Source organism: Rouxiella badensis (assembly GCF_026967515.2).
Taxonomy (GTDB): domain Bacteria; phylum Pseudomonadota; class Gammaproteobacteria; order Enterobacterales; family Enterobacteriaceae; genus Rouxiella; species Rouxiella badensis.
This window is the reverse complement of record NZ_CP114062.1, coordinates 3,152,427-3,176,353: the sequence shown is the minus strand read 5'-3', so window position 1 is coordinate 3,176,353 and position 23,927 is coordinate 3,152,427. Positions and strand designations below refer to the sequence as shown.

Annotated in this window: 26 protein-coding genes and 1 pseudogene; 19 read left to right on the top strand and 8 right to left on the bottom strand. The window is 52.9% G+C overall.

Translation table 11 applies throughout. The annotated features are described in order from the left end of the window. Positions 1-113 precede the first annotated feature (113 nt). Complete coding sequence (grpE, locus tag O1V65_RS14730; RefSeq protein WP_017489900.1) at positions 114-701, top strand: nucleotide exchange factor GrpE; 588 nt, start codon at positions 114-116, stop codon at positions 699-701. Positions 702-777: 76 nt separating this feature from the next. Here grpE and ung read toward each other — a convergent pair whose 3' ends face one another. Further along, positions 778-1,458: a uracil-DNA glycosylase gene (ung, locus tag O1V65_RS14725; protein ID WP_017489899.1), complete on the bottom strand. Its 681-nt coding sequence runs from the start codon at positions 1,456-1,458 to the stop codon at positions 778-780. Between the two features lie 205 nt (positions 1,459-1,663). Between ung and grcA the strand changes: the two genes are divergently transcribed. Beyond that, positions 1,664-2,047 carry an autonomous glycyl radical cofactor GrcA gene (gene grcA, locus O1V65_RS14720; protein WP_269129835.1) on the top strand — a complete coding sequence of 128 codons (384 nt, stop codon included), beginning with the start codon at positions 1,664-1,666 and terminating at the stop codon, positions 2,045-2,047. A 51-nt stretch (positions 2,048-2,098) separates the two neighbouring features. Here the strand turns inward: grcA and srmB are convergent, their stop codons facing one another. After that, a complete protein-coding gene (srmB, locus tag O1V65_RS14715; protein ID WP_017489897.1) occupies positions 2,099-3,415 on the bottom strand; it encodes an ATP-dependent RNA helicase SrmB in 1,317 nt (438 codons plus the stop codon). Between the two features lie 159 nt (positions 3,416-3,574). Here srmB and trmN point away from each other — a divergent pair, with 159 nt between their 5' ends. After that, entirely contained in the window at positions 3,575-4,318 is a 744-nt protein-coding gene (trmN, locus tag O1V65_RS14710; protein WP_269129834.1) for a tRNA(1)(Val) (adenine(37)-N(6))-methyltransferase TrmN, read from the top strand. A 13-nt stretch (positions 4,319-4,331) separates the two neighbouring features. Here the strand turns inward: trmN and nadB are convergent, their stop codons facing one another. Then, on the bottom strand, positions 4,332-5,933 hold the full coding sequence (gene nadB / locus O1V65_RS14705) for an L-aspartate oxidase (RefSeq protein ID WP_192503381.1): 1,602 nt from the start codon (positions 5,931-5,933) through the stop codon (positions 4,332-4,334). 213 nt (positions 5,934-6,146) lie between these two features. On the opposite strand from nadB, the gene rpoE reads away from it, so the two are divergent. The 4 genes from rpoE to rseC are packed head-to-tail and all read left to right on the top strand — an operon-like array spanning position 6,147 to position 8,860. Further along, entirely contained in the window at positions 6,147-6,722 is a 576-nt protein-coding gene (gene rpoE, locus O1V65_RS14700; RefSeq protein ID WP_009636997.1) for an RNA polymerase sigma factor RpoE, read from the top strand. Positions 6,723-6,752: 30 nt separating this feature from the next. Further along, on the top strand, positions 6,753-7,400 hold the full coding sequence (gene rseA, locus O1V65_RS14695) for an anti-sigma-E factor RseA (RefSeq protein ID WP_017489894.1): 648 nt from the start codon (positions 6,753-6,755) through the stop codon (positions 7,398-7,400). Beyond that, positions 7,400-8,356 (top strand): sigma-E factor regulatory protein RseB, encoded by a 957-nt coding sequence (gene rseB / locus O1V65_RS14690; RefSeq protein ID WP_017489893.1) that lies wholly within the window; start codon positions 7,400-7,402, stop codon positions 8,354-8,356. Before rseA ends, rseB begins: the two co-directional genes overlap by 1 nt. 36 nt (positions 8,357-8,392) lie before the next feature. Further along, positions 8,393-8,860 carry a SoxR-reducing system protein RseC gene (gene rseC / locus O1V65_RS14685; protein ID WP_192503382.1) on the top strand — a complete coding sequence of 156 codons (468 nt, stop codon included), beginning with the start codon at positions 8,393-8,395 and terminating at the stop codon, positions 8,858-8,860. 147 nt (positions 8,861-9,007) lie between these two features. Here rseC and O1V65_RS14680 read toward each other — a convergent pair whose 3' ends face one another. Together O1V65_RS14680 and O1V65_RS14675 are read right to left on the bottom strand one after the other, a co-directional pair. Next, positions 9,008-9,829: a DUF6585 family protein gene (locus tag O1V65_RS14680; protein ID WP_017489891.1), complete on the bottom strand. Its 822-nt coding sequence runs from the start codon at positions 9,827-9,829 to the stop codon at positions 9,008-9,010. Positions 9,830-10,042: 213 nt separating this feature from the next. Beyond that, a pseudogene (locus O1V65_RS14675) lies at positions 10,043-10,297 on the bottom strand (carboxymuconolactone decarboxylase family protein); the annotation flags it as partial. Positions 10,298-10,479: 182 nt separating this feature from the next. On the opposite strand from O1V65_RS14675, the gene O1V65_RS14670 reads away from it, so the two are divergent. From O1V65_RS14670 to acpS, 8 genes are all read left to right on the top strand, one after another. Then, complete coding sequence (locus tag O1V65_RS14670) at positions 10,480-10,725, top strand: LysR substrate-binding domain-containing protein (protein ID WP_269129833.1); 246 nt, start codon at positions 10,480-10,482, stop codon at positions 10,723-10,725. Positions 10,726-10,862: 137 nt separating this feature from the next. Further along, a complete protein-coding gene (gene lepA, locus O1V65_RS14665; protein WP_017489888.1) occupies positions 10,863-12,662 on the top strand; it encodes a translation elongation factor 4 in 1,800 nt (599 codons plus the stop codon). Between the two features lie 30 nt (positions 12,663-12,692). Beyond that, positions 12,693-13,670: a signal peptidase I gene (gene lepB, locus O1V65_RS14660; RefSeq protein WP_017489887.1), complete on the top strand. Its 978-nt coding sequence runs from the start codon at positions 12,693-12,695 to the stop codon at positions 13,668-13,670. Between the two features lie 213 nt (positions 13,671-13,883). Further along, positions 13,884-14,564, top strand: a complete 681-nt coding sequence (gene rnc / locus O1V65_RS14655; RefSeq protein WP_026110255.1) for a ribonuclease III — start codon at positions 13,884-13,886, stop codon at positions 14,562-14,564. Next, complete coding sequence (gene era / locus O1V65_RS14650; RefSeq protein WP_017489885.1) at positions 14,561-15,466, top strand: GTPase Era; 906 nt, start codon at positions 14,561-14,563, stop codon at positions 15,464-15,466. Before rnc ends, era begins: the two co-directional genes overlap by 4 nt. A gap of 11 nt (positions 15,467-15,477) precedes the next feature. Next, a complete protein-coding gene (recO, locus tag O1V65_RS14645; protein WP_017489884.1) occupies positions 15,478-16,215 on the top strand; it encodes a DNA repair protein RecO in 738 nt (245 codons plus the stop codon). Between the two features lie 100 nt (positions 16,216-16,315). Continuing rightward, entirely contained in the window at positions 16,316-17,047 is a 732-nt protein-coding gene (gene pdxJ, locus O1V65_RS14640; protein WP_017489883.1) for a pyridoxine 5'-phosphate synthase, read from the top strand. Further along, on the top strand, positions 17,047-17,427 hold the full coding sequence (gene acpS / locus O1V65_RS14635; protein ID WP_017489882.1) for a holo-ACP synthase: 381 nt from the start codon (positions 17,047-17,049) through the stop codon (positions 17,425-17,427). The genes pdxJ and acpS overlap by 1 nt, the downstream gene beginning before the upstream one ends. 40 nt (positions 17,428-17,467) lie before the next feature. On the opposite strand, the gene O1V65_RS14630 is transcribed toward acpS, so the two are convergent. Both O1V65_RS14630 and O1V65_RS14625 read right to left on the bottom strand, forming a co-directional pair. Next, positions 17,468-17,728, bottom strand: a complete 261-nt coding sequence (locus O1V65_RS14630) for a YfhL family 4Fe-4S dicluster ferredoxin (RefSeq protein ID WP_017489881.1) — start codon at positions 17,726-17,728, stop codon at positions 17,468-17,470. Between the two features lie 99 nt (positions 17,729-17,827). Next, the gene (locus O1V65_RS14625; RefSeq protein WP_017489880.1) at positions 17,828-18,676 is read right to left on the bottom strand and encodes a MurR/RpiR family transcriptional regulator; all 849 of its coding nucleotides are present in this window, start codon (positions 18,674-18,676) and stop codon (positions 17,828-17,830) included. Between the two features lie 125 nt (positions 18,677-18,801). On the opposite strand from O1V65_RS14625, the gene murQ reads away from it, so the two are divergent. From murQ to tadA, 4 genes are all read left to right on the top strand, one after another. Then, positions 18,802-19,695, top strand: coding sequence for an N-acetylmuramic acid 6-phosphate etherase (gene murQ, locus O1V65_RS14620; RefSeq protein WP_017489879.1), 894 nt, complete (start codon positions 18,802-18,804; stop codon positions 19,693-19,695). Between the two features lie 51 nt (positions 19,696-19,746). Beyond that, positions 19,747-21,114 carry a PTS transporter subunit EIIC gene (locus O1V65_RS14615; protein WP_017489878.1) on the top strand — a complete coding sequence of 456 codons (1,368 nt, stop codon included), beginning with the start codon at positions 19,747-19,749 and terminating at the stop codon, positions 21,112-21,114. A 4-nt stretch (positions 21,115-21,118) separates the two neighbouring features. Next, entirely contained in the window at positions 21,119-21,757 is a 639-nt protein-coding gene (gene yfhb / locus O1V65_RS14610) for a phosphatidylglycerophosphatase C (protein ID WP_026110254.1), read from the top strand. Between the two features lie 89 nt (positions 21,758-21,846). Continuing rightward, complete coding sequence (gene tadA / locus O1V65_RS14605) at positions 21,847-22,407, top strand: tRNA adenosine(34) deaminase TadA (RefSeq protein ID WP_017489876.1); 561 nt, start codon at positions 21,847-21,849, stop codon at positions 22,405-22,407. A gap of 12 nt (positions 22,408-22,419) precedes the next feature. On the opposite strand, the gene mltF is transcribed toward tadA, so the two are convergent. After that, positions 22,420-23,886 carry a membrane-bound lytic murein transglycosylase MltF gene (gene mltF / locus O1V65_RS14600; protein ID WP_269129830.1) on the bottom strand — a complete coding sequence of 489 codons (1,467 nt, stop codon included), beginning with the start codon at positions 23,884-23,886 and terminating at the stop codon, positions 22,420-22,422. Positions 23,887-23,927 lie beyond the last annotated feature (41 nt).

The following is a 23,927-nucleotide window of genomic DNA, read 5'->3' as shown; positions in this document are numbered from 1 at the left end:
ATGTGTGTCACCTGGAGTATGGCCTGTAAATCAGATATCAGGCCTTGAAACCCTAGTTTTGATCCCCATAATAAGCCAACTAGCAAGATTAAAGCTAAAACGCGGAGATATTCATGAGTAGTAAAGAACATAAGACGCCTAACGAGCAAGCCTCGGATGAACTGAATCAGGAACAAGAGCTGCACGCGGAAGTGGAAACTCAGGCGGCTGACGTCGTTGATCCGCGTGATGCACGTATCGCCGAGCTGGAAGCCCAGCTGAAAGAAACTCAGCAACGCGAGCGCGAAAGCCTGCTGCGTGCGAAAGCTGAAGTGGAAAACATTCGTCGTCGTACCGAGCTGGACATCGAAAAAGCGCATAAATTTGCCCTTGAGAAGTTTTCTGGCGAACTGCTGCCGGTTATCGATAACCTGGAGCGCGCGCTGGACTTGGCCGACAAGTCGAATGCAGAACTCACCTCAACTATCGAAGGCGTTGAGCTGACCCTTAAATCTCTGTTGGGTGCAGTGAGCAAATTCGGTCTGGAAGTCGTTAACGACGTCCATGTCCCGTTCAACCCGGAATTGCATCAGGCAATGACTCTGATGGAATCTGAAGAGCTCGAGCCGAACCACGTTATCATGGTGATGCAAAAGGGTTACACCCTGAATGGCCGTTTGCTTCGTCCTGCAATGGTTGCCGTTTCCAAGGCTAAAGCCTGATTCGACCCTGTTCCAGAACGTCAAAGGCACCCACGGGGTGCCTTTTTATTTTGTGTCTGCGACATAGAGTCATCGCTTATGCCGGCAGTTTTGGCATCCAGTCAATCGGCGGCAGTCCCTGCTGTTCAAGCAGCTGATTGGCCATCGAGAAATGCTTACAGCCCAGAAAACCGCGGTGGGCCGAGAGCGGCGACGGATGTGGGGCCTTTAATACGCGATGTCGTACCGGGTCGATAATGCTGCCTTTCTTCTGCGCATGCGATCCCCAGAGCAGGAAGACCACGCCTTCACGATGCGTATTTAGCACGCTTATCACCTTGTCGGTAAAGGTTTCCCAGCCCAATTTGGCATGAGAGTGCGCCTGCCCGGCCTCGACCGTGAGCACGGTGTTAAGTAGCAGCACGCCCTGATCGGCCCAGCTTTGCAGATACCCGTGATGAGGGCGCTCAAATCCCGGGATGTCTGTCGCCAGCTCCTTATAAATATTGACCAGGGAAGGAGGCGCTGGGATGCCAGGTTTCACGGAAAAGGACAGTCCATGGGCCTGATTTGGGCCGTGGTAAGGGTCTTGCCCAAGAATAACCACCTTGACCTGTGAGAACTCGGTCGAGCGAAAGGCGTTAAATACCTCTTCCTGAGGCGGATAAATAGTCTTCCCTGATGCACGTTCTGTCGCGACAAATTTCAGGGTATCCAAAAAATAACTCTGCTGTTTTTCCTGGCCAATCACGTCGTGCCAGGTGAGCGGGACTGCCATAAGCGCTCTCCATTTATACGAAATTTTAATCTGCGTAGCTTACCTGCTCAGGCTCGCCAGAGATACTCTCTCTGCGTCCTAATTGATTTTTATCAACACGGCTTTCTCTGCCAACTGATATACCAGAAGCATGCTTAGGAAGGATTGCCGCCCTCATCAGACGACGATCGCTTGCTCGTTTCAATTTTAAGAATGGAGAGAAACTATGATCATCGGGATCCAAATCACTCAGGCCAATAACGACGCGCTTAAAAACTCTTTTTGGCTGCTGGATGACGAAAAGTTTGAGGCACGCTGTATTTGTGCAAAATCAGGCTATCATGAAGGGCAAACTGTGCCGGTTAGCGAATTGGGTAAATTCGAATATCGTGAAATACCGCTAGAGATTCAGCCAACGGTTCGCGTAGAAGGGGGGCAGCATCTTAACGTTAACGTCATGCGTCGTGAGACGCTCGAAGATGCGATAAAACATCCTGAGAAGTATCCTCAGTTGACTATCCGTGTCTCGGGGTACGCCGTGCGTTTTAACTCGTTGACGCCGGAACAGCAGCAGGACGTGATCACTCGTACTTTCACTCAGAGCCTGTAAAAACAAAAAGCCCCGTCATTAACGGGGCTTTTAGCAGGATTAAAACAAAAGTTAACTTTCTTCTGTTTTCGCCTTGCGGCGTTTACCCACGTTTTTCGCATCGCGATGGCGTACTTTCACCTTCACTTTTGACTTCTCGGCTTCTTGCTTCTGCTTCTCTTTACGCTTGGCCAGCACTTTTTTCGACGGTTTACCGGTCGTCTTGGCGCTTGGCGCCTTGGTTTGCGGCCTTAACTCATCAATCACGCGTGACTTCAGAGGCTGATCCAGATAGCGCTCAATTTTACCGAGCAGCAGATGGTCATGTGCCTCGACCAATGAGATAGCCGTGCCTTTACGTCCCGCGCGGCCAGTACGGCCAATGCGGTGCAGATAAGTGTCGGCAGTCAGCGGGATATCGAAGTTGAACACGTGACTAATGTCATTGATGTCCAGACCACGTGCCGCGATGTCGGTGGCGACCAGCACGTTAACGCGGTCTTCGACCATACGTTTAACGGCTTCGGTACGCTTAACCTGCACCATTTCACCTTCGAGATAGCAGGAATTGATGCCCGCCTCACGCAGCCAGCCAACCAGTTCGTGCACGCGCTCACGTTTACGCACGAAGACCACTGATTTGGTCACGTCTTCCTGTTTCAGCAGGTGGCAAAGCAGCGCAGTCTTGTGCTTCAGGTCGTCTGCGCGGTAGTACCACTGCAGGATCTTTTTGCGCTCACGGCGTGAAGGATCGGCCTCGATCTCGACCGGTTCGGTCAGGATACGCTCGGCGAATTCACGAATCGCTTCACCTTCAAGCGTTGCCGAGAACAGCAACGTCTGCTTACGCCAGCGGGCCTCGGCCGAAATGGTCTCGATGTCTTGAGCAAAGCCCATGTCGAGCATACGGTCGGCTTCGTCGAGAATTAAGGTTTCGATCGCGCGGCAGTCGAAGTTTTCTTCTTTTATATACTGAAGTAAACGGCCGGTGGTGGCGACGACGATGTCCTGATTCTCGCTGAAGACTTCAGCGTGGTTCATGTAGGCTACGCCACCGGTAATGGTCGCGATATCTAATTCAGTATGTGCGGCCAGTTCACGAGCCTGGTCAGCAACCTGCATCGCCAGCTCACGGGTTGGCGTCAGGATAAGAACACGTGGTGGACCAGACTTTTTACGCGGAAAGTCCAGCAAGTGTTGCAGAGCAGGCAGCAGGAATGCTGCGGTCTTGCCGGTGCCGGTAGGCGCCGAACCCAACACGTCGCGTCCGTCCATCGCCGGCGGAATGGCCTCTGCCTGAATAGCAGTAGGGCGGCTATAGCCTTTGTCGCTCAGCGCTTCGATCAGGCGTTCATCGAGTTCGAGTTCGGAAAAATTCGTTACAGTCATGGTCTACCTCTACTTGGGGCGCCGATTATAGACGTGTTAGCCGCGTACTTCACCTATTTAAGCGTAAAGGGGCGCTTTTACTCATAATGGCTTTGTCTTATGCTTAGCGCATTATGCCATGAACACCTTATATTTCGGTGAAAACAACAGGAAAGCGTAGTGACTGAAGCCCGCGCCAGCAAGCCTCTTCGAGGTAACGGATTTACCTTTAAACAATTTTTCGTCGCCCACGACAGGTGCGCAATGAAGGTAGGCACCGACGGCGTATTGCTCGGCGCCTGGTCACCGGTCGAGGGTGCCAGGCGTATTCTGGATATCGGTACCGGCACCGGCCTTGTCGCGCTGATGCTGGCCCAGAGAACGCAGAATGAGGTTCGCGTCGATGCCGTTGAGCTGGAAACTGCCGCTGCGGAGCAGGCAAAAGAAAACTTTGCCGAGTCGCGCTGGTCTGGCCGGCTTCACGTCTTTGCTGAGGATGTGAACCATTTCGCCCAAAACGCGGCGCAGGGCTATGACCTAGTTGTCAGTAATCCGCCGTACTTTGAGTCCGCGGTTGCCTGCCGTGACGAAGCCCGTAATGCCGCGCGCTATACCGAAACGCTGACCCATGAGGCGCTGTTAGGCTGCGCCAGCAGGCTGTTAACGCCTCACGGCACCTTTTGCGTAGTCTTGCCCTATGAGATTGGGCTGACGTTCGAACAGGCTGCGGCGGCGCAAGGCTGGCATACTCGTGCGCGGATGGACATTCGTGATCGGCCTGGAAAACCGTTGAACCGCATGCTGCTGGCGTTGACAAAACAGCCGGGAGAACCCGACTACCGCGAGTTGGCACTTCGTGAGCAGCTTAACGTCTACAGCACGGAGTTCAGACGTCTGATTACTGATTTCTACTTAAATTACTGAGTATTCTCTGAAATCAGGGCTGCAAAATAGTGGGTTGAGGATCGTCAAGCAGATCGGGATAGTCGAGCGTAAAGTGTAAACCTCGGCTTTCCTTTCTCGCCATCGCGCTGCGCACAATGAGCTCGGCGACCTGCACCAGATTGCGTAGTTCGAGCAAGTTGTTCGAGATGCGGAAATTGGCGTAATACTCGTCGATTTCATGCTGTAGCATATTAATGCGTCGCAGCGCGCGCTCCAGACGTTTGGTGGTGCGCACAATGCCTACATAGTCCCACATAAACAGCCGTAGCTCATGCCAGTTGTGCTGAATCACCACTTTCTCGTCTGAGTCATCGACCTTGCTTTCATCCCACGCCGGTAAACTCTTCGGCATTTTGATACGCGGCAGTCGTTCGAGAATATCTTCGGCGGCCGACCAGCCGTAAACCAGACATTCCAGCAACGAATTGGATGCCAGACGGTTTGCGCCGTGCAGCCCGGTATAGCTCACCTCACCGATGGCATAGAGGCCGTCAAGATCGGTTCTGCCGTGCTGGTCTACCATCACGCCGCCGCAGGTGTAGTGTGCGGCAGGCACGATCGGAATAGGATCACGAGTCAGGTCAATGCCCAGCGAAAGCAGTTTTTCGTCGATCATCGGGAAATGATGCTTAATGAATTCCGGCGGGCGATGGCTGATGTCGAGATACATGCAGTCTGCGCCGAGGCGTTTCATTTCGTGGTCGATAGCTCGTGCTACCACGTCGCGAGGAGCGAGTTCGCCGCGCGAGTCGAAGTCGGGCATGAAGCGGGTGCCGTCCGGACGCTTCAGATAAGCCCCTTCGCCGCGCAGGGCTTCGGTCAACAGGAAATTGCGCGCCTGTGGATGATAAAGGCAGGTCGGGTGAAACTGATTAAATTCGAGATTAGCGACGCGACAGCCCGCACGCCAGGCCATGGCAATGCCGTCACCGGAGGCGACGTCAGGGTTAGTGGTGTATTGGTAGACTTTCGCCGCTCCGCCGGTCGCCAGCACCACGGCTTTGGCGCGCAGGGTTTCGACCTGCTCGATGTCGCGGTTCCAGACATACGCCCCTACCACACGCTGTGTGCCGGGTAATCCAAGTTTGCTCGAGGTGATAAGATCCACCGCGTTATAGCGTTCTTTTACGCTAATATTGGGGTGGGACCTTGCTTTCCCTACCAGCGTGGTTTCTACTTCTTTACCAGTAGCATCAGCAGTATGGAGAATACGCCGATGGCTATGGCCGCCTTCTCTTGTTAAGTGATAGCGTTCTTCTGCGCTGTTGCCGGTTTCTGTATCAAAGAGCACGCCCTGATCGATGAGCCATTGAACGCAGTGTTTGGCGTTGCTGGCAATAAATTCGACGGCCTCTTTGTCACACAGGCCCGCACCCGCGATTAACGTGTCGTCGACGTGTGAACCGATGCTGTCGGTTTCGTCGAATACGGCCGCGATGCCGCCTTGGGCATAGAAAGTGGACCCTTCATTGAGTGGCCCTTTGCTAAGAACGGTGACTTTACAGTGGTCTGCGAGGCGTAGCGCTAATGAAAGGCCCGCGGCACCACTTCCAATAATCAATACATCACTAACAAAGTCTGATGAAGGTTGCATAACGTATGATGTTTGCAGAAGAAGAGGGAAATTCATGTTAGCCTAAATGGACTGGCAAAAGCCACGAGCACATACATCCGTTTAAAAACTTTGTGTTTTATGGAACTTAACATTCAGTTTGAACTCCAAGCAGTACTTGCTCAGGAAAATAATGATGAAAGCTGGCAGTACGACTTTTAGCGTGGAGATAGCTTTGGGGAGAGATTACCTCGGATGAGCGAGCAGTTAGCAGATCAGGTTCTGGTCGAGCGGGTCCAGAAGGGTGATCAAAAGTCGTTCAATTTACTGGTTGTACGCTACCAGCATAAAGTGGCGAGCCTTGTTTCCCGCTACGTTCCACAGGGCGATGTGCCTGATGTGGTTCAGGAATCCTTTATAAAGGCCTACCGAGCACTGGATTCGTTCCGCGGTGATAGCGCCTTTTATACGTGGCTGTACCGAATTGCCGTTAACACAGCCAAGAATTACTTAGTTGCGCAGGGTCGACGCCCTCCTTCGAGCGATGTCGATGCCAACGAAGCCGAAAACTTCGAAAATGGTGGCGCACTGAAAGAAATATCGAACCCAGAGAACTTGATGTTGTCTGAAGAGTTGAGACAGATTGTTTTTCGGACTATTGAAGCGCTTCCTGAAGATTTGCGGATGGCAATTACTCTCAGAGAGTTGGATGGTTTGAGCTATGAAGAGATAGCCGCCATTATGGATTGCCCGGTGGGCACGGTGAGGTCGCGTATTTTCCGTGCTCGAGAAGCTATTGATAATAAAGTTCAACCGCTGATTCAGCGTTAGCGATGGCGGACACTTAAAGGGTACTTAGGCATGCAGAAAGAAAAGCTTTCGGCTCTGATGGATGGTGAAGCAATTGATTCCGAACTTTTGAGTTCGCTTTCAAATGACAAAAAGCTTCAGGAAAGTTGGCAGAGTTATCACTTGATCCGTGACTCTATGCGCGGTGACATTGGAACTGTTGTACATCTGGATATCGCAGACAGAGTGGCAGCTGCTTTGGCAAATGAACCTGCCAAGCTCGTTCCTGGCGCTACCAAAGAATCACAACCCTTGCCACACACCTGGCAAAAGATGCCGTTCTGGCACAAGGTTCGCCCGTGGGCGAGTCAGCTTACTCAGGTCGGGGTCGCGGCGTGTGTTTCACTGGCGGTTATTGTCGGCGTGCAGCATTACAGCCAGCAGGATGCGACCGGTGCTTCACCGGAAACTCCGGCGTTCAATACCCTTCCTATGATGGGTAAAGCATCACCTGTTAGTTTTGGTGTGCCAAATGAAGGCAGCGTCGCGAGCGGCCCGCAAAATATGCAGGAACAGCGCAAGCGTATTAATGCTATTTTGCAGGACTACGAGTTGCAGCGCAGATTGCATTCTGATCAGCTTCAGCTGGACTCTGTTACTCCGCAACAGGCAGCTATTCAGGTCCCAGGTAATCAGTCTTTAGGAACGCAAACGCAGTAATGAAGCAAATTTGGTACGGTGTTTCCCTACTGACGTGCAGCATGCTCACCATCAATACCGCCTCGGCCGAGAATCCACCCGCTCCCGAGGCGTTATTGCAACAAATGAGCGCTGCCAGTCAATCATTGAACTATGAAGTTGCCTTTATCAACATCACGAAACAGGGCATAGATTCATATCGTTATCGTCATGCGAAGACGAAAGGCACCCAGCTCGGCGATCTCCTGCTGATGGACGGACCGCGTCGCGAAGTTGTGCAACGCGGGAACGACATCAGCTATTTTGAGACCGGACTACAGCCCTTCACTTTGGCAGGCGATCACATCGTTGACTCGCTCCCCGAACTTGCCTTCAGTGATATCGCCAATCTTTCCAAATTCTACGACTTTATTGCCGTAGGTAGGGCGCGCGCCGCCGATCGCTCAAGTGAAGTGATCCGCGTGGTGTCACGTGATGGAACCCGATTCAGCTATATCGTCTGGATTGACGAAAAAGACAAGCTTCCGCTGCGCGTCGACTTGCTCGACAAAGATGGCGAAACGCTTGAGCAGTTTCGTGTAATTTCCTTGACCGTCGACCCTGATGTGGCGGAAGCATTTAACGGTATTGATAAAGCTAATTTGCCCCCGGTGCTGAGCATTCCAGACTCAAGCAAGACGCAGTTTAGCTGGAGCCCGAAATGGTTGCCTGAAGGCATGAAGGAAGTTTCTCGTAGTAAACGAAACCTGCCAAACATGCCGGTTACCATTGAATCAAGGCTTTATAGCGACGGGCTGTTCAGCTTCTCGATTAACGTGAATCCGTCGAGCAGCGTCACTTCCGATCAGATAGTGCGTCAGGGCAGAAGAACGGTGCAAACCGACGTGCGTAACGGCAATGAGATAACCATAGTCGGCGAGTTACCACCTTCCACAGCCAAACGTATTTCTGATAGTATTGTCTTCACAGGGCAATAATGGGTCTGCATTTTAGCGTAAGGGCAGGGTACTCCGATGATGAAAGAATGGGCCACCGTAATCTCGTGGCAAAATGGTGTTGCAGAACTGCGTTGTGAAACGCAGGCCGGTTGCAGCAGCTGTCATTCGCGTTCAGGTTGTGGTTCTCGCGTGCTTAACGAGTTGGGTCCACAGACCGAGCACAATTTGCAGGTCAGCAGCGCCGAGCCACTGGAGCCAGGTCAGAAGGTTGAATTGGGCATTATGGAAGGCAGCCTGCTGCGTTCCGCGCTCATCGTCTACATGCTGCCTCTGTTTGGCGTCATCTTCGGCGGCGGTGTACTTCAAAGCTTATTCAAGGCTGATGTTTATGCGTTGATGGGTGCCGTGGCGGGAGGGGCAATTGGATTTGCTGCTGCACGTTATCTGGCTTCTAAGGTTTCAGATAAAGCGGCCTATCAGCCAGTCATTCTGCAGGTAGGTTTACCGCCTAATGCTTTCCGTTTCCAGCCGGAAACCAAATAATTTCCGACCGCGTTCTAAAAAGCGTTCCATTCACCCCTTAATGAATAGCAAAGGGAGTGAGGAGCGCTTTTTTCGTTTCTGAGGTGCCGCTTTTTGCCAGGCGAGAACAGACTAACCTTAATCTCTGATATAAATCGACGGCCAACATTAGCGTCGAATCGGGATACGATTTTGGATCATGTGCTCTATCAGCGCGATGAACAGATCGGCGCTGAACAGGGAGGTGTAGGGCACCGAGAATAAGGCTCTGCCGTGCATGTCGAGCAATTTGATGGTCTGGCTATTGCTGCCGCCGCTGATGAAATGCACCTCTTCAATCGGCACGTGGTGGCCGTCGTCAGAGTCCAGCGTACGAGCAGAAAGGCGCAGCTTTTTCTCGTTCATCATCAGAAAATTGCCGCGCAGAAAGCGCCGTATCTTACTCTTGCTCTCGGTAAGATAGCTGAAGCTGACGGTGCCATCCTGAGCCAGAGTATTGAGCGCCTGAGGGCCACGAAACAACAGTTGCTCATTCTTGATGACTTCGATAAGCCTGTCCGCATGGGCAATGTTGGGGGATATTTTATACCACGGCTTGTCGATGTTTTCGCGAAACGCCATGGTATTTAATATCTTCCTGGTATATTTTCCGGAGCGATAACGGTAAATGTCGCTTATTCCCTCGAATGGAATAAATTTATTCTTATTATCAGGTTTTGAAATGACCAGAACACCATTTTCATAAAGCTGGAATATTTGGCGCGGTTTAATAAACTGTCGCAGGATAATCAGAACAATACCTAAAGAAATACTGAATACCGTGGACATAAGAATGGCGTGCTGCTCAAAGTAGCCAGATTTTCCCAGGGTAAGCAAAAACACAAGCTGCACGGCACCCGCGACCATCAGTAGCGTAGCGAGAACCATGGTTATCCATGAGTTTGCCTTTGCAAAGCCGTGCCGGCTAAGCAGCCGACCTTCATTGATCATGACATTAACCTTGTGACCGATTGATTGTTTTATCTAGAAATAGTTAAAAGAAATTAATGATAAATATGAGTGGTGCATCGCATAACTTTATTTTTTATAACAGTTAGTTAATTGTATTTTGCCCGCCCAGTAAATGAGCATTTTCCTAAACTGCCGGAGCCTTATCAGGCAGGCATCGGAGGGATTTATCTAACCTAATAATTCAGTTTGATATTATTTATCTAATGTATTAATTGGGCCAAGAATATCGCGGACGTTCACCAGTGCATTTCGCACCGCTGCGCCACCCGCATAAAATAACAACTGCAAAAGAGACTCAATAATCTGCTCACGTGTCGCACCCGCATTCAACGCTGCCTGCGTATGAGCGCGAAGCTGAGGCACGGTATGACCGAGCGTAACGCAAGCGCCAATCACCACCACTTCGCGGGTGATTAAGTCGAGGCCTGGCCGGTTGAGTATGATGCCGAAGCGCTAGCCGAAAGCCAGACACCTCGTCCAAGGGGATTATTCAGAGTCATTTTTCCAGTTTCGTTCGGCGGCATGCGATTTCACCGATTCTTGATGATTACCTTGGCAAAAATCCAGAACTGACGGTAGATCTGATCCTCAGCGACAGAGCGTTGGACATCGTCGATGAACGCGCCGACATGATGGTCAAAATCGGCGAGACGTTGAGAATGGCGGCGCTGAGTGGACTGAGTATTATTATGCAGCCTAAGATTTTACTGGCTGAAGACCTCAAAAACGGCAATTTACGCGCTTTGCTCAGCAATTTTGCTCCTGAGCCGAAATTCGTGCCTCTTCTCACCCTGCCAGGCAGGCAACAAACACCGAAAGTCCGCACCTTTATTGACTTTTTACGGTCACGTTTTCCAGTGCGTAAAACGCGGTAAAGCTATCGTATCCTTTCGTGTAACCCGCATACAGTGTAAGATGCGCCCATATTTGCGTGGGTAGTTTTGGTGTTGAGTCCATTGCTGTGTCCATGAAAAAGGTTTAAGCGCTATCAATTAGAGAAAATCATCTATAAATGAAGAACATAAGAAACTTCTCCATTATTGCCCACATTGACCACGGTAAGTCGACACTTTCTGACCGTATTATCCAAATCTGCGGTGGGTTAACCGATCGTGAAATGGCCGCTCAGGTCCTGGACTCCATGGATCTCGAACGTGAGCGCGGTATTACCATTAAGGCCCAGAGTGTCACGCTGGACTATAAAGCGCTTAATGGTGAAACTTACCACCTCAACTTCATCGACACCCCTGGACACGTGGACTTCTCTTATGAAGTTTCTCGTTCTCTTGCCGCCTGCGAAGGCGCACTGCTGGTCGTTGATGCCGGTCAGGGTGTAGAAGCCCAGACGCTGGCAAACTGCTATACCGCGATGGAAATGGATCTCGAAGTTGTGCCGGTTCTGAACAAAATCGACCTGCCCGCTGCCGACCCGGATCGCGTTTCTCAGGAAATCGAAGATATCGTCGGTATCGACGCCACCGATGCAGTCCGCTGCTCGGCTAAAACTGGTGTGGGCGTGCCTGACATCCTTGAGCGTCTGGTGCGTGATATCCCGCCGCCGGAAGGTGACCCTGAAGCGCCACTGCAAGCGCTGATCATCGACTCCTGGTTCGATAACTACCTCGGCGTTGTTTCTCTGGTGCGTATTAAAAACGGCACCATGCGCAAAGGCGACAAGATTAAAGTCATGAGCACCGGTCAGGTTTACAACGCCGACCGTCTCGGCATCTTCACGCCTAAGCGTGTAGACACCGACGTGCTGAACTGCGGCGAAGTAGGCTGGCTGGTTTGCGCCATCAAAGACATCCTTGGCGCACCAGTAGGCGATACCCTGACGCTGGCACGCCAGCCGGCAGACAAAGCGCTGCCGGGCTTCAAAAAAGTTAAGCCACAGGTTTATGCGGGTCTGTTCCCGATTAGCTCCGATGATTACGAAAACTTCCGTGATGCACTGGGCAAACTGAGTCTGAACGACGCCTCGCTGTTCTATGAGCCAGAAAGCTCTACCGCGTTAGGCTTCGGCTTCCGCTGTGGCTTCCTGGGTCTGCTGCACATGGAGATCATTCAGGAACGTCTCGAGCGTGAATACGACCTGGAACTGATCACCACCGCGCCAACGGTTGTGTATGAAGTTGTGACTACTGCCGGTGAAACCGTCTACGTTGACAGCCCATCCAAGCTGCCGGCGCTGAACAACATTGAAGAGCTGCGCGAGCCAATCGCCGAGTGCCACATGCTGATGCCTCAGGAATACCTGGGCAGCGTGATCACCCTGTGTATCGAGAAGCGCGGCGTGCAGACCAACATGGTTTACCACGGTAACCAGGTTGCGCTGACCTATGAAATTCCAATGGCGGAAGTGGTGCTGGACTTCTTCGACCGACTGAAGTCAACCTCACGCGGCTATGCATCACTCGATTACAATTTCAAACGATTCCAGACTTCAGACATGGTGCGCGTTGATGTTCTAATCAACGGCGAACGTGTGGATGCCCTGGCGCTGATCACCCACCGCGATAACTCGCAGTACCGTGGTCGCGATCTGGTTGAGAAAATGAAAGAGCTGATCCCGCGTCAGCAGTTTGACATCGCTATTCAGGCTGCTATCGGCAACCACGTTATTGCTCGTTCAACGGTTAAACAGTTGCGTAAAAACGTTTTGGCCAAGTGCTACGGCGGTGACGTTAGCCGTAAGAAAAAACTGTTGCAGAAACAGAAAGACGGTAAGAAAAGAATGAAGCAGGTGGGTAACGTCGAGTTGCCACAGGAAGCGTTCCTGGCCATTCTGCACGTAGGTAAAGACAGCAAGTAAGTCTTTGGATAAGTTTGTGAAGGAGTAGGAATGGCTAACATGTTTGCCGCGATACTGTTCGTCGCAACGATAGTGTCAGGAATAATTTGGGCTATCGATCGTTTTAAGCTGGCGCCTGCGCGTCGTGAAAAAATCGCGCGTCTGAAAGTCGAAACGGCGGGTGCGGTAGACGAGAAAACCCTGAGCAAGGCTGCCAAGCAGCCGGGCTGGGTGGAAACCTGTGCTTCCGTATTTCCGGTTCTGCTGGTGGTATTTGTAGTTCGTTCCTTTATTTACGAACCTTTCCAAATCCCCTCCGGCTCAATGATGCCGACGCTGCTGATTGGCGACTTTATTGTGGTCGAAAAATACGCTTATGGATTAAAAGATCCTATTTTCCAGACCAAGCTTATCCCTACCGGTGAGCCGAAACGTGGTGACGTGGTGGTATTTAAATATCCCCTGAATCCACAGCTGGATTATATTAAGCGTCTCGTCGGATTACCGGGCGACCGAGTCACCTATGATCCAATGAGTAAAGAAGTGACGGTTCAACCGGCGTGCAATAACGGACAGGCTTGTGATAAAGCATTAGCCATTACCTATACCGCCAATGAGCCAAGCAACTTTGTTCAAACCTTTGGCCAGGCTTCTGGCGAAGAGGCAACCAGCGGTTTCTTTGAAACGGATCCTTCTGCACCGGTTCCGCAGGACGGCGTTCGTTTGCTCGCGCGTAAGGAAACTCTGGGCAATGTTACCCATAATATTCTTATCGTTCCCGGCGCACGCGATCAGCTGAGTGGTTATTATCAGCAGCCTGGTCAACCGCTCGGTACCTGGGTTGTTCCACCTGGTCATTATTTCATGATGGGTGACAACCGCGATAACAGCGCTGACAGCCGTTATTGGGGCTTTGTGCCAGAGAAAGATCTGGTGGGCAGAGCTTCAGGTATTTGGATGAGCTTTAAGAAGCAAGAAGGCGAATGGCCAACGGGTATACGTTTAAGCCGTATTGGTGGAATTCATTAATGCTATGCCCGTGACTATAAAGTCCGGGCATATTAACGCAGCATTATATTTCCACTCGTTGTAGAATATCTCTTCGAGCGATAAAAGTTGGCTACCCTTTTTATAAAAGAGAGGGAGCCACTGCAAACGAAACAGCTTTGGATCGGCTTTTGGCGAAGCAGGCCTGTTCCGTATGCTGAAGTTTTTGACGCATTCTTGATCTATTGGTAACTCATGAATCCCATCGTAATAAACAGGCTTCAGCGAAAGCTGGGCTACACTTTTCAACAGCAGGAGCTTTTATTGCAGGCACTGACTCACCGCAGCGCCAGCAGCAAGCACAATGAGCGATTGGAGTTCCTTGGGGACTCGATTCTCAGTTTTGTTATTGCCAATGCGCTGTATCATCGCTTTCCTCGTGTTGATGAGGGTGATATGAGCCGGATGCGTGCAACTTTGGTACGCGGTAATACCCTGGCAGAAATGGCGCGTGAATTCGACCTTGGCGAGTGCCTGCGTTTAGGCCCGGGCGAATTGAAAAGTGGTGGTTTCCGCCGTGAGTCTATTCTCGCGGATACGGTGGAGGCACTCATTGGCGGCGTGTTCCTGGATAGCGATATCCAAACCGTCGAAAGACTGATCCTCGATTGGTACCGTAGTCGTCTCGATGAAATCAGTCCCGGTGATAAGCAGAAAGACCCAAAAACCCGTTTACAGGAGTTTTTACAGGGTCGTCATCTGCCGTTGCCTTCTTATCTGGTCGTGCAGGTTCGCGGTGAAGCGCACGATCAGGAGTTTACCATCCACTGCCAGGTCAGTGGCTTGAGTCAACCGGTTGTAGGAACCGGATCAAGCCGCCGTAAAGCCGAGCAGGCGGCAGCGGAACAAGCGCTGATACAGCTGGAGCTTGAATGAGCGAAGAAAAGAATTACTGTGGTTTTGTAGCAATCGTCGGCCGACCTAACGTCGGAAAATCGACCCTGCTTAACGAGTTGCTGGGGCAGAAGATCTCCATCACTTCACGCAAACCGCAAACCACCCGTCACCGGATTATGGGTATCCATACCGAAGGTCCTTACCAGGCTATCTATGTTGATACCCCGGGGCTTCACATGGAAGAAAAACGAGCGATTAACCGCCTGATGAACCGTGCTGCAAGCAGTTCTATCGGCGACGTCGAGCTGGTTATCTTCGTGGTGGAAGGGACTCACTGGACGCCGGACGACGAAATGGTCGTTAACAAGCTGCGTGATCTGAAAAGCCCTGTGATACTGGCTATCAACAAAATCGACAACGTCACTGACAAATCCAAGCTGTTGCCGCACCTGCAATTCTTGAGTCAGCAGATGAACTTTGCCGATATCGTGCCTATTTCAGCTGAAAAAGGGACCAATGTTGACACTATCGCTGCGTTAGTGCGCAAGCAGCTGCCGGAAGCGATTCACCATTTCCCGGAAGACTACATCACCGACCGTTCACAGCGCTTTATGGCCTCCGAAATCATCCGTGAAAAACTGATGCGTTTCCTGGGCGAAGAGCTGCCGTATTCCGTGACGGTTGAAATCGAGCGTTTCGTGAGCAACGAGCGTGGCGGTTACGACATCAACGGTCTGATTCTGGTTGAGCGTGAAGGCCAGAAGAAGATGGTTATCGGTAATAAAGGTTCCAAGATCAAGACTATCGGTATCGAGGCACGCCAGGACATGGAAAACATGTTCGAAGCGAAAGTGCACCTTGAGCTGTGGGTCAAAGTTAAATCCGGTTGGGCAGACGACGAACGTGCGCTGCGCAGTCTGGGTTACGTAGACGACTTATAAGGTCTTCGCCTATGGAAGGCTGGCAACGCGCATTTGTCTTGCATGGGCGACCTTACAGTGAAACCAGCTTGATGCTGGACTTCTTCACTGAAGGGCAAGGGCGGGTACGCATACTGGCAAAAGGTGCGCGTGGCCGCCGGTCCAATCTGAAAGGCTGTTTACAGCCTTTCACTCCCTTACTGGTCCGCTGGACCGGGCGCGGTGAAGTTAAAACGCTGCGCAACGCCGAGGCCGTGTCTTTGGCGCTCCCCCTTTCAGGTTCGATTCTCTACAGCGGGCTCTACGTCAATGAGCTGGTCTCACGCGTGCTCGAGCAAGAAACCAACTACTCTTCGCTGTTTTTCGACTATTTGCATTGCCTGCAAAATCTTGCTGCTGCCAGCACTGCGCCCGAACAGGCATTACGCCAGTTTGAATTGGCGCTGTTGCATCACCTTGGCTATGGCGTCGATTTCCTGCATTGCGCGGGCAGTGGGGAAGAGGTCAGTGAAAGCATGACTTATCGCTATCGTGAGGAAAAAGGCTTTATTGCCAGCCTGGTCATTGATAACGCGAGCTTTACCGGTCGTGACCTCAAGGCGTTGGCGAGTCGTGAGTTTCCCGATGTCGCCACTCTGCGCGCCGCAAAACGTTTTACCCGCATGGCGTTGAAACCCTATCTCGGTGGTAAACCGTTGAAAAGCAGAGAGCTGTTTCGCCAGTTTGTTCTGAAAAAGCCCGCAGCTCCCGCCGAAAATCCTGCCGACTGATTTTGTTTGTGCACGCGTTAACGTGTAAAATGCCGCCTCTATCTGCTACGTTCTGCTGCGTCTAGAACCTGCTTGGGTATCAAAAAATTAGGAGTGTTTCATGGCTGAGTTATTGTTGGGCGTCAATATTGACCACATCGCGACACTGAGAAACGCGCGCGGTACTGCGTATCCCGATCCGGTTCAGGCAGCGTTCGTCTCTGAACAGGCAGGCGCCGATGGCATCACCGTGCACCTGCGTGAAGACCGTCGTCACATCACCGATCGCGACGTGCGAATCCTGCGTGAAACCATTCAAACCCGCATGAATCTCGAGATGGCGGTGACTGACGAGATGGTCGGCATTGCCTGTGAAATAAAACCGCATTTCTGCTGCCTGGTGCCGGAAAAGCGTGAAGAAGTGACCACCGAAGGCGGCCTGGACGTTGCGGGTCAGAAAGACAAGATGACCGTGGCGGTTGAGCGCCTGTCTCAGGCCGGGATCCTGGTTTCTCTGTTTATCGACCCGGATGTGCGCCAGATTGATGCTGCCGTTGCCGTGGGCGCGCCTTACATCGAAATCCACACCGGTGCCTATGCTGAAGCGCCTGAAGGCATTCACCGTGATGCAGAGTTCAAGCGAATCAAAGAAGCTGCGACCTACGCCGCGTCAAAAGGCCTGAAGGTTAACGCCGGTCACGGTCTGACCTACAAAAACGTACAGCCTATCGCCGCCTTGCCAGAGATGCACGAACTGAACATCGGTCACTCGATTATCGGTCAGGCGGTTTTTGACGGACTGGCCGGTGCGGTAAGCGAGATGAAAGCCCTGATGCGTGAAGCGCGTCGCTAATGGCTATTCTTGGGCTGGGCACCGATATTGTCGAGATAGTCCGCATCGAAGCGGTGGTTGAACGCAGTGGCGACAGGCTGGCTAAACGTATTCTCAGTGCCAATGAATGGCAGCTGTACCTGAATCACCAGCAACCGGTGCGTTTTCTGGCCAAGCGTTTTGCCGTTAAAGAAGCGGCTGCCAAGGCGCTTGGCACGGGGATTCGCAACGGGTTGGCGTTTGAGCAGTTTGAAGTGGTCAACGATGCGTTGGGCAAACCGAATCTGATTTTTCACGACCGTGCGGCAGAGATGGCCGCCGAATTCGGCGTGAAGTCAGTGCATGTGACGCTGGCCGATGAGCGCCACTACGCCTGTGCAACGGTGATTATCGAGAACTAGCCTTTCACGACAACGTTAACCGCTGCATCCTTTTGTCGACTTACCGTTGTGCAGAATGGTGCAGCACCACGAACTTGTCCCAAAGCTGGTCATTGGTTTCGACGTGCCGCGGGTCGATGATAATCGTATTGTCGATCGGGCATACTTTCTGACAGGTTGGGGCTTCGTAGTGCCCCACACATTCTGTACAGCGTTCGCTGTCTATCTCGTAATACTCACTTCCCATCGCGATGGCCTGATTAGGGCACTCCGGTTCGCACATATCGCAGTTGATGCATTTAGCGGTGATTAGCAGCGCCATAGCGTCTTATTCTCAGGATTTAAACGGGCGCGAATTATAACAAACATCCCTGGGCTAATAAGCTTCCGGCCCCGTTATCTGCAACAAAGCTGATCTGGGTCAACTCAGCTTTTTCACCAACGCCTCGCTGTGTTTGATGCGTTCTGGGGCATGTTCGGTGTCTTGTTGGATGAGCGCCATAAACAGGATATCGGTTAGCGAAAACTGTGCGGTACTGGCCGAAATTGCCGCACCGCGCGTGACTGGCAGTTCGGCGAGGGTATACAGACAGTGGTCGGCCTGCTGTTGCAGCGTGTTGGGAGAGAAACTGGTCAACGCCAGCGTTTTAGCGCCCGCCTTACGGGCAACCTCTGCCGCAAGATTGATTTCCCGCCGTTCGCCACTAAACGAAATGGCCAGCAGCAGATCCTCACTCGAAAGCGCCTGCACCGTTGCCAGCAGGACGTGGGTATCCGACTCTGCGATCGCCGTGATGCCGATTTTCAACAGCTTATAGGCGAAGTCCTTGGCGACCAGCCCCGATGCCCCTAGCCCGGTCAGCACGATTTTTCGTGCATCAGTGAGCATAAACAGCGCCTGCTGGAACCGTTGCTCGCTGTTGACGTCCAGCGTGGCACGCAGAGCCGCCTGCTTCTCTGCCAGCAGTTTTTCGCCGACGGTCAACAGGCTGTCGGTGCTGAGTATCCGGTTATGCACCGTGATAGCCGGGTCCGTCTGCGGGGCAGACATCGCCTCGCTTAGTGCCAGCTTGAGCGCCGGGAAGCCCTTATATCCGAGCTTCTGGGCAAACTTGACCACGCCAGATTGACTCACGCCCGCCAGTTCGGCCAGTTTTTGCGAGCTAAGATGTCGTGCATTCTCTGGCTGCGTAAGAAGAAAATCGGCCAGTTTTTTATCATTCTCTGCCAGCTGTGGGTACATCTGACGGATGCGTATCATACAGCTCATGATCCTGTGTCCTGCCGTGAGTTCCTGGTGGTGATGTCTCTAAACTAGCAAAAAAAACTCGCTTTGCTGAATAAACTATTCAAATATGATAAATGAATTTCGAATTAAATATTCAAGAGGTCATGATGAATTTAGGCGCTTTGGTATCTGAAACCCGCAACCCGGCCACGTCTCGTCTGGATGAAATGTCCACGCTGGAGATGGTGACCTGTTTTAATGATGAAGACCGAAAGGTCCCGCAGGCTATCAACGCGGTGCTGCCCGAGATTGCGCAGGCGGTTGAGCTGGCTGCGGCGTCGTTCAGTGCCGGTGGACGCCTGATTTATCTCGGCGCAGGCACCAGCGGGCGTCTCGGCGTTCTTGATGCTTCTGAGTGTCCACCCACCTTTGGCGTGCCGCACGGTTTGGTTGTTGGGTTAATTGCCGGCGGACCCGGCGCGTTGCTGAAGGCCGTAGAAGGTGCTGAAGATGACCCAGCACTCGGTGAAGAGGATTTAAAAAACCTGTCGTTGACCGCCGCCGACACCGTCGTAGGTCTGGCCGCTTCTGGCCGCACGCCTTATGTAATTGGCGCGCTGCGTTATGCCCGTGCAGTGGGCTGTGCCACGGTTGCCATTTCCTGTAACCCGGATTCACCTATCGCTCACGAGGCACAAGTGGCGATTTCGCCGGTTGTGGGGCCAGAGGCGCTGACGGGATCCACGCGGCTAAAATCGGGTACCGCGCAAAAGCTGGTGCTCAACATGATCTCTACCGGCGCGATGGTCAAGATTGGCAAGGTTTATCAGAACCTGATGGTCGATGTTAAGGCAACCAACGTAAAGCTGGTGGATCGCGCCTGCCGCATTGTGGTCGAAGCCACCGGGGCCGATCGTGCCGAGGCCGAGCATGCGCTGAAGCAGACCGCATTTGAAGTGAAACCGGCCATCCTGATGATTCTCGCGCAGATCACTGCCGAACAAGCCGCAGAGCGTTTACAGCGCCATAAAGGGTTCCTGCGCGCCGCGTTGGCGGAATAGTCGCGCGATGCCTTTGTTTGACGTTTGACAGGGTAAAAAGGGGGAGGAGCAATGGCAACGGATAAAACGCGGGTTCTGGCAACGGAAATCCTCAGCGGCGTGGGCGGTGAGGGCAATATCAGCAGACTCGAAAACTGTATGACGCGGGTGAGAATCCAGGTCCACGATGAACAGCTGCTCGACCTGCCTACGCTGAAAAATCTTGAAGGGGTCAAGGGCTACGTCAAGCAAGGGCAGCAGCATCAGCTGATTGTCGGCCCCGGTGCGGCGGGAAGAGTGGTTGACGCTATGCGCGAGCGACTTTCCTCCGCCGATCCCCTTGCTAAAGCACGGTTAGAACACAATAAGGCACAGGCCAAAGTGAAATATGCTGCGCCAATGAGTGGCGCGCTGCGTCAACTGGCGAACGTGTTTATTCCGCTTATCCCCGCTTTTATCGCCTCTGGCCTGATTACCGGCATCATCAATCTGCTTAAACGTCCTGACATCGCCGGCAGTCTGGCGCTGGATTACCCCAATCTCTTGGGACTGCTCGGAATATTTGGCGGCGCGGTATTTGCCATCATGAATATTCTGGTCGGCGTTAACGCGGCTCGCGTCTTTGGTGGTTCGCAGGCGATGGGCGGCGTAATGGCCGGGATCCTTTCAAGCCCGCAGCTGGCACAAATCCACCTGTTCGGCGAAGCGCTACAGCCTGGCCGTGGCGGGGTTATCGCGGTCCTTCTGGTGGTCGCTCTAATGTGCTGGATTGAGAAACGCCTGCGCCAGTGGCTACCCGAATCGGTCGAACTTATCCTCAACCCTCTTTTCACCACGCTTATTACCGCCACGCTTGCTATCGTTATTCTCCAGCCTCTGGGAGGCGTGATTTCCGATGCCATTGCGCACGGCGTCAATCTTGCCATCGACAGAGGCGGACTGTGGGTCGGTGCACTGTTGGCCGGATCCTTCCTGCCGCTGGTGCTCTCGGGTCTGCATCAGGGACTGGTGCCCATTCACGTCGAGCTTATTCAGTCACACGGTTCCAACCCACTGCTGCCCATTCTGGCGATGGCGGGCGTCGGGCAGGTGGGAGCGGCGATTGCGGTGTTGCTGAAAACCCGCAATCCCCGGCTCAAAAAAGTGATTAAAAGCGCGCTGCCGGTCGGCATTCTCGGCATCGGTGAGCCGTTGATTTTTGGCGTTACGCTGCCGCTGGGACGGCCCTTTATCGCCGCCTGCCTCGGCGGCGCAGTGGGCGGGGCGCTAATATGTTATTGGAAAGTCGCGACGGTAATTACCTTTGGTATCTCGGGTTTGCCTTTGGCGCTGACTATTATCTCCGGTAAAGTGGGACTGTATCTGACCGGTGCGCTAATCACGCTGGTGGCCGGCTTTATTTTTACCTGGATTATGGGGTTCAACGATCCCGAGGAGTAACGCATTGGGCGCGAGGACGGATCGACGGGTGGTATTTTTTGATCTCGATGGCACGTTGCATCAGCAGGATATGTTCGGCACTTTTATGCGCTTTTTGCTGCGAAAAATGCCGCAAAACCTGCTGCTGGTGATACCTGTACTGCCGATTATCGGCGCAGGAATGGTGCTTTTTGGGCGGGCCAAACGCTGGCCAATGAGCCTGATGCTGTGGTCAATCACCTTCGGGCACGGTGAGGCGCGTCTTAAGGCGCTTGAGCTGGAATTTGTGAACTGGTTCCGTCACAAAGTGGTGGCTTTTCCCGTGGTGCAAATGCGCCTGCGTGAATACCTCGACCGCGACGACGCTGAGGTATGGCTGATAACCGGTTCGCCGGAAAATCTGGTGCGCGGGGTGTATAACGCCTCACCTTTCCTGCCGCGCGTCAGACTGGTCGGTAGCCGCATTGCTCGTCGTTACGGCGGTTGGGTGCTGACCCTGCGCTGCCTCGGCGAAGAAAAAGTCGTGCAGCTTGAGCAGCGCATCGGTTCCCCGCTGAAGCTCTACAGCGGTTACAGCGACAGCAAGCAGGACAACCCGCTGCTGTTTTTCTGTGAACATCGATTCCGCGTCAGCAAGCAGGGCGAACTACAGCAACTGGAGTAAGGCGGCGCAATTGATTAAAAATCGCCGATCATTTGTTAAGCTCATACTTAACAAAACCGGTCGCTATACTGTGTAAGCAGGTTCTCGCAGTGTATGATAGCCGCCGTTTTAGTCAGGGTGAGGTTTACGTGATAGAGCAATACAGCGATCAATACTGGATGCAGCACGCCATGGCGCTGGCATTAAAGGCGCAGGAAGCAGGCGAGGTGCCGGTCGGCGCGGTATTGGTGTTGGGTAATGAAGTGATTGGCGAAGGGTGGAACCGTTCTATCGGGCATCACGACCCTACCGCACATGCCGAAATCATGGCGTTGCGCCAGGGAGGCAGGGTGGTGAAAAACTATCGACTGCTCGATGCGGTTCTCTATGTCACCCTTGAGCCGTGCGTGATGTGCGCGGGTGCGATGGTGCATAGCCGCATTCGTCGTCTGGTGTATGGCGCTGCGGATAAGAAAACCGGGGCGGCGGGATCACTGCTTGATGTGCTGCGCCATCCGGGCATGAATCACCAGATTGATATCACCTCCGGCGTGCTAGCCGACCCGTGTTCACATCAGCTCAGCGAGTTCTTCCGACTGCGACGCAGCCAGCAGAAGGCGCTGCGACAGGCCCATCGTGCGGCCGCCAACGAGACTCATCAGCCAGAATAGAGCGCGAGAGGCTTAGCCTCCCGCGTTTTTTAGCGCGCTCAGTGAGACCGCCGGATAACCCGCACCAAGCTGGGTCTGTAACAGCAGCGCCTGCGCTTTTTGTTTCTCTTTCTCCATCAAGTATCCCACCAGGCTTATCTGGTATTTACGGATATTCTCGACGTAGTTGAACGCCTGGGTACCGCGTGCGTAGCCGTAAGTCGTCTTGCTGTAGTAGCGTTTCTGATTCAGCAACGGCAGGCGCTGCTTGACGTCAACCCAACTGTCGGGATTGCCATTCTGCGCCGCAGTAATAGCGCGCGCGTCGAGCATGTGCCCATAACCCATATTGTAGGCGGCCAACGCAAACCAGATTTTGTCGTCATTGTCGATGGTGGTGGGCAGTGAATCGATAATGTGATTCAGATACAGCGCACCGCCGCGAATACTCTCCTCGGTGTCGAGTCGATCGCTCACCCCCAATCCTTGCGCGGTTGCGCGGGTCAGCATCATCATGCCGCGTACGCCGGTTGGCGAGGTTGCGTCGGGATCCCAGTGGGACTCCTGATATGAGATGGCCGCCAGCAGACGCCAGTCGATGTTGCCAGCATATTTTTCAAAGAATGGCTGTAGGGTGCTGAGTTTGGCATCTATATTGTTGAGGAAGGCACGAGTGTCGACAAAGTCGAAGTTACCCACGTGGCCCAGATACTTCTCCTCGAGCTTCTCCAGCGTGCCGTCTTCTGAGATTTGGCTAAAGAAGTCGAGCATGGCGGCATATAGGCTGTCGTCATCGGCCTTCTTGCTAAAGTACCAGGTTACCGGCTCGTCGTCGGAGGCATCAAACGCCACCGCCAGGCGCGGGTAAACGCGTTGCAGCAGGGCGACGGTCACGGAGTCGCCCAGGGTGTATTTGAGCTTTCCTTCGGCAACCTGCTGCATCAGTTCGGCAGGCGAATAACGACGGGTGACGCCCCAGTTGAGATCGGGAAACTTCTTCTTGGCGTCTTCGAGGGTAGAAATATGAGCCGAGCCTGCCGAGACAACCATATTACCTTTAATATCGGCATAGGATTTCGGGCGCACCGAACCCTGACGATAAAGCACCTGCTGGAGAACGGTATAGTACTCCGGCCCGGTACGAAATGACTTCAAACGTTCGGCGTTGTAGACCAGACCCGAAGCGAGCATATCGGCTTTGCTGCTTTTGAGATCGCTAAACAGGCTGTCAAAATCTTTGTGCGGTATCAATACCAGCTTCACGCCCAGATAATCGGCGAAACGGCTGGCTAATTCATAATCAAATCCCCGGTCACCGGTGGCGCCGTTAAAAAAAGTCTGTGAAGCGTCGAGCGTGCTCACGCGCAACTCCCCACGGGACAGGATGTTTTGTAGCTGGTCACCGGAACCACGCTGCCATGGAATGCTCGGCCAAAGGGCGAGCGCCAGCAGCAGGGTGATCAGACCTACAACTAAGTAAGTAATTTTTATGCGCTTCAAATAGTTATCTCTCTGCGGCGCTATTCTTTTAATAAGCTAAA

Bases quoted from the DNA above. Each gene is read 5' to 3' on its own strand.
- grpE (WP_017489900.1), top strand. From the start codon at position 114: ATGAGTAGTAAAGAACATAAGACGCCTAACGAGCAAGCCTCGGATGAA.
- ung (WP_017489899.1), bottom strand. From the start codon at position 1,458: ATGGCAGTCCCGCTCACCTGGCACGACGTGATTGGCCAGGAAAAACAG.
- grcA (WP_269129835.1), top strand. From the start codon at position 1,664: ATGATCATCGGGATCCAAATCACTCAGGCCAATAACGACGCGCTTAAA.
- srmB (WP_017489897.1), bottom strand. From the start codon at position 3,415: ATGACTGTAACGAATTTTTCCGAACTCGAACTCGATGAACGCCTGATC.
- nadB (WP_192503381.1), bottom strand. From the start codon at position 5,933: ATGCAACCTTCATCAGACTTTGTTAGTGATGTATTGATTATTGGAAGT.
- rpoE (WP_009636997.1), top strand. From the start codon at position 6,147: ATGAGCGAGCAGTTAGCAGATCAGGTTCTGGTCGAGCGGGTCCAGAAG.
- rseA (WP_017489894.1), top strand. From the start codon at position 6,753: ATGCAGAAAGAAAAGCTTTCGGCTCTGATGGATGGTGAAGCAATTGAT.
- rseB (WP_017489893.1), top strand. From the start codon at position 7,400: ATGAAGCAAATTTGGTACGGTGTTTCCCTACTGACGTGCAGCATGCTC.
- rseC (WP_192503382.1), top strand. From the start codon at position 8,393: ATGATGAAAGAATGGGCCACCGTAATCTCGTGGCAAAATGGTGTTGCA.
- O1V65_RS14680 (WP_017489891.1), bottom strand. From the start codon at position 9,829: ATGATCAATGAAGGTCGGCTGCTTAGCCGGCACGGCTTTGCAAAGGCA.
- O1V65_RS14670 (WP_269129833.1), top strand. From the start codon at position 10,480: ATGATGGTCAAAATCGGCGAGACGTTGAGAATGGCGGCGCTGAGTGGA.
- lepA (WP_017489888.1), top strand. From the start codon at position 10,863: ATGAAGAACATAAGAAACTTCTCCATTATTGCCCACATTGACCACGGT.
- lepB (WP_017489887.1), top strand. From the start codon at position 12,693: ATGGCTAACATGTTTGCCGCGATACTGTTCGTCGCAACGATAGTGTCA.
- rnc (WP_026110255.1), top strand. From the start codon at position 13,884: ATGAATCCCATCGTAATAAACAGGCTTCAGCGAAAGCTGGGCTACACT.
- era (WP_017489885.1), top strand. From the start codon at position 14,561: ATGAGCGAAGAAAAGAATTACTGTGGTTTTGTAGCAATCGTCGGCCGA.
- recO (WP_017489884.1), top strand. From the start codon at position 15,478: ATGGAAGGCTGGCAACGCGCATTTGTCTTGCATGGGCGACCTTACAGT.
- pdxJ (WP_017489883.1), top strand. From the start codon at position 16,316: ATGGCTGAGTTATTGTTGGGCGTCAATATTGACCACATCGCGACACTG.
- acpS (WP_017489882.1), top strand. From the start codon at position 17,047: ATGGCTATTCTTGGGCTGGGCACCGATATTGTCGAGATAGTCCGCATC.
- O1V65_RS14630 (WP_017489881.1), bottom strand. From the start codon at position 17,728: ATGGCGCTGCTAATCACCGCTAAATGCATCAACTGCGATATGTGCGAA.
- O1V65_RS14625 (WP_017489880.1), bottom strand. From the start codon at position 18,676: ATGAGCTGTATGATACGCATCCGTCAGATGTACCCACAGCTGGCAGAG.
- murQ (WP_017489879.1), top strand. From the start codon at position 18,802: ATGAATTTAGGCGCTTTGGTATCTGAAACCCGCAACCCGGCCACGTCT.
- O1V65_RS14615 (WP_017489878.1), top strand. From the start codon at position 19,747: ATGGCAACGGATAAAACGCGGGTTCTGGCAACGGAAATCCTCAGCGGC.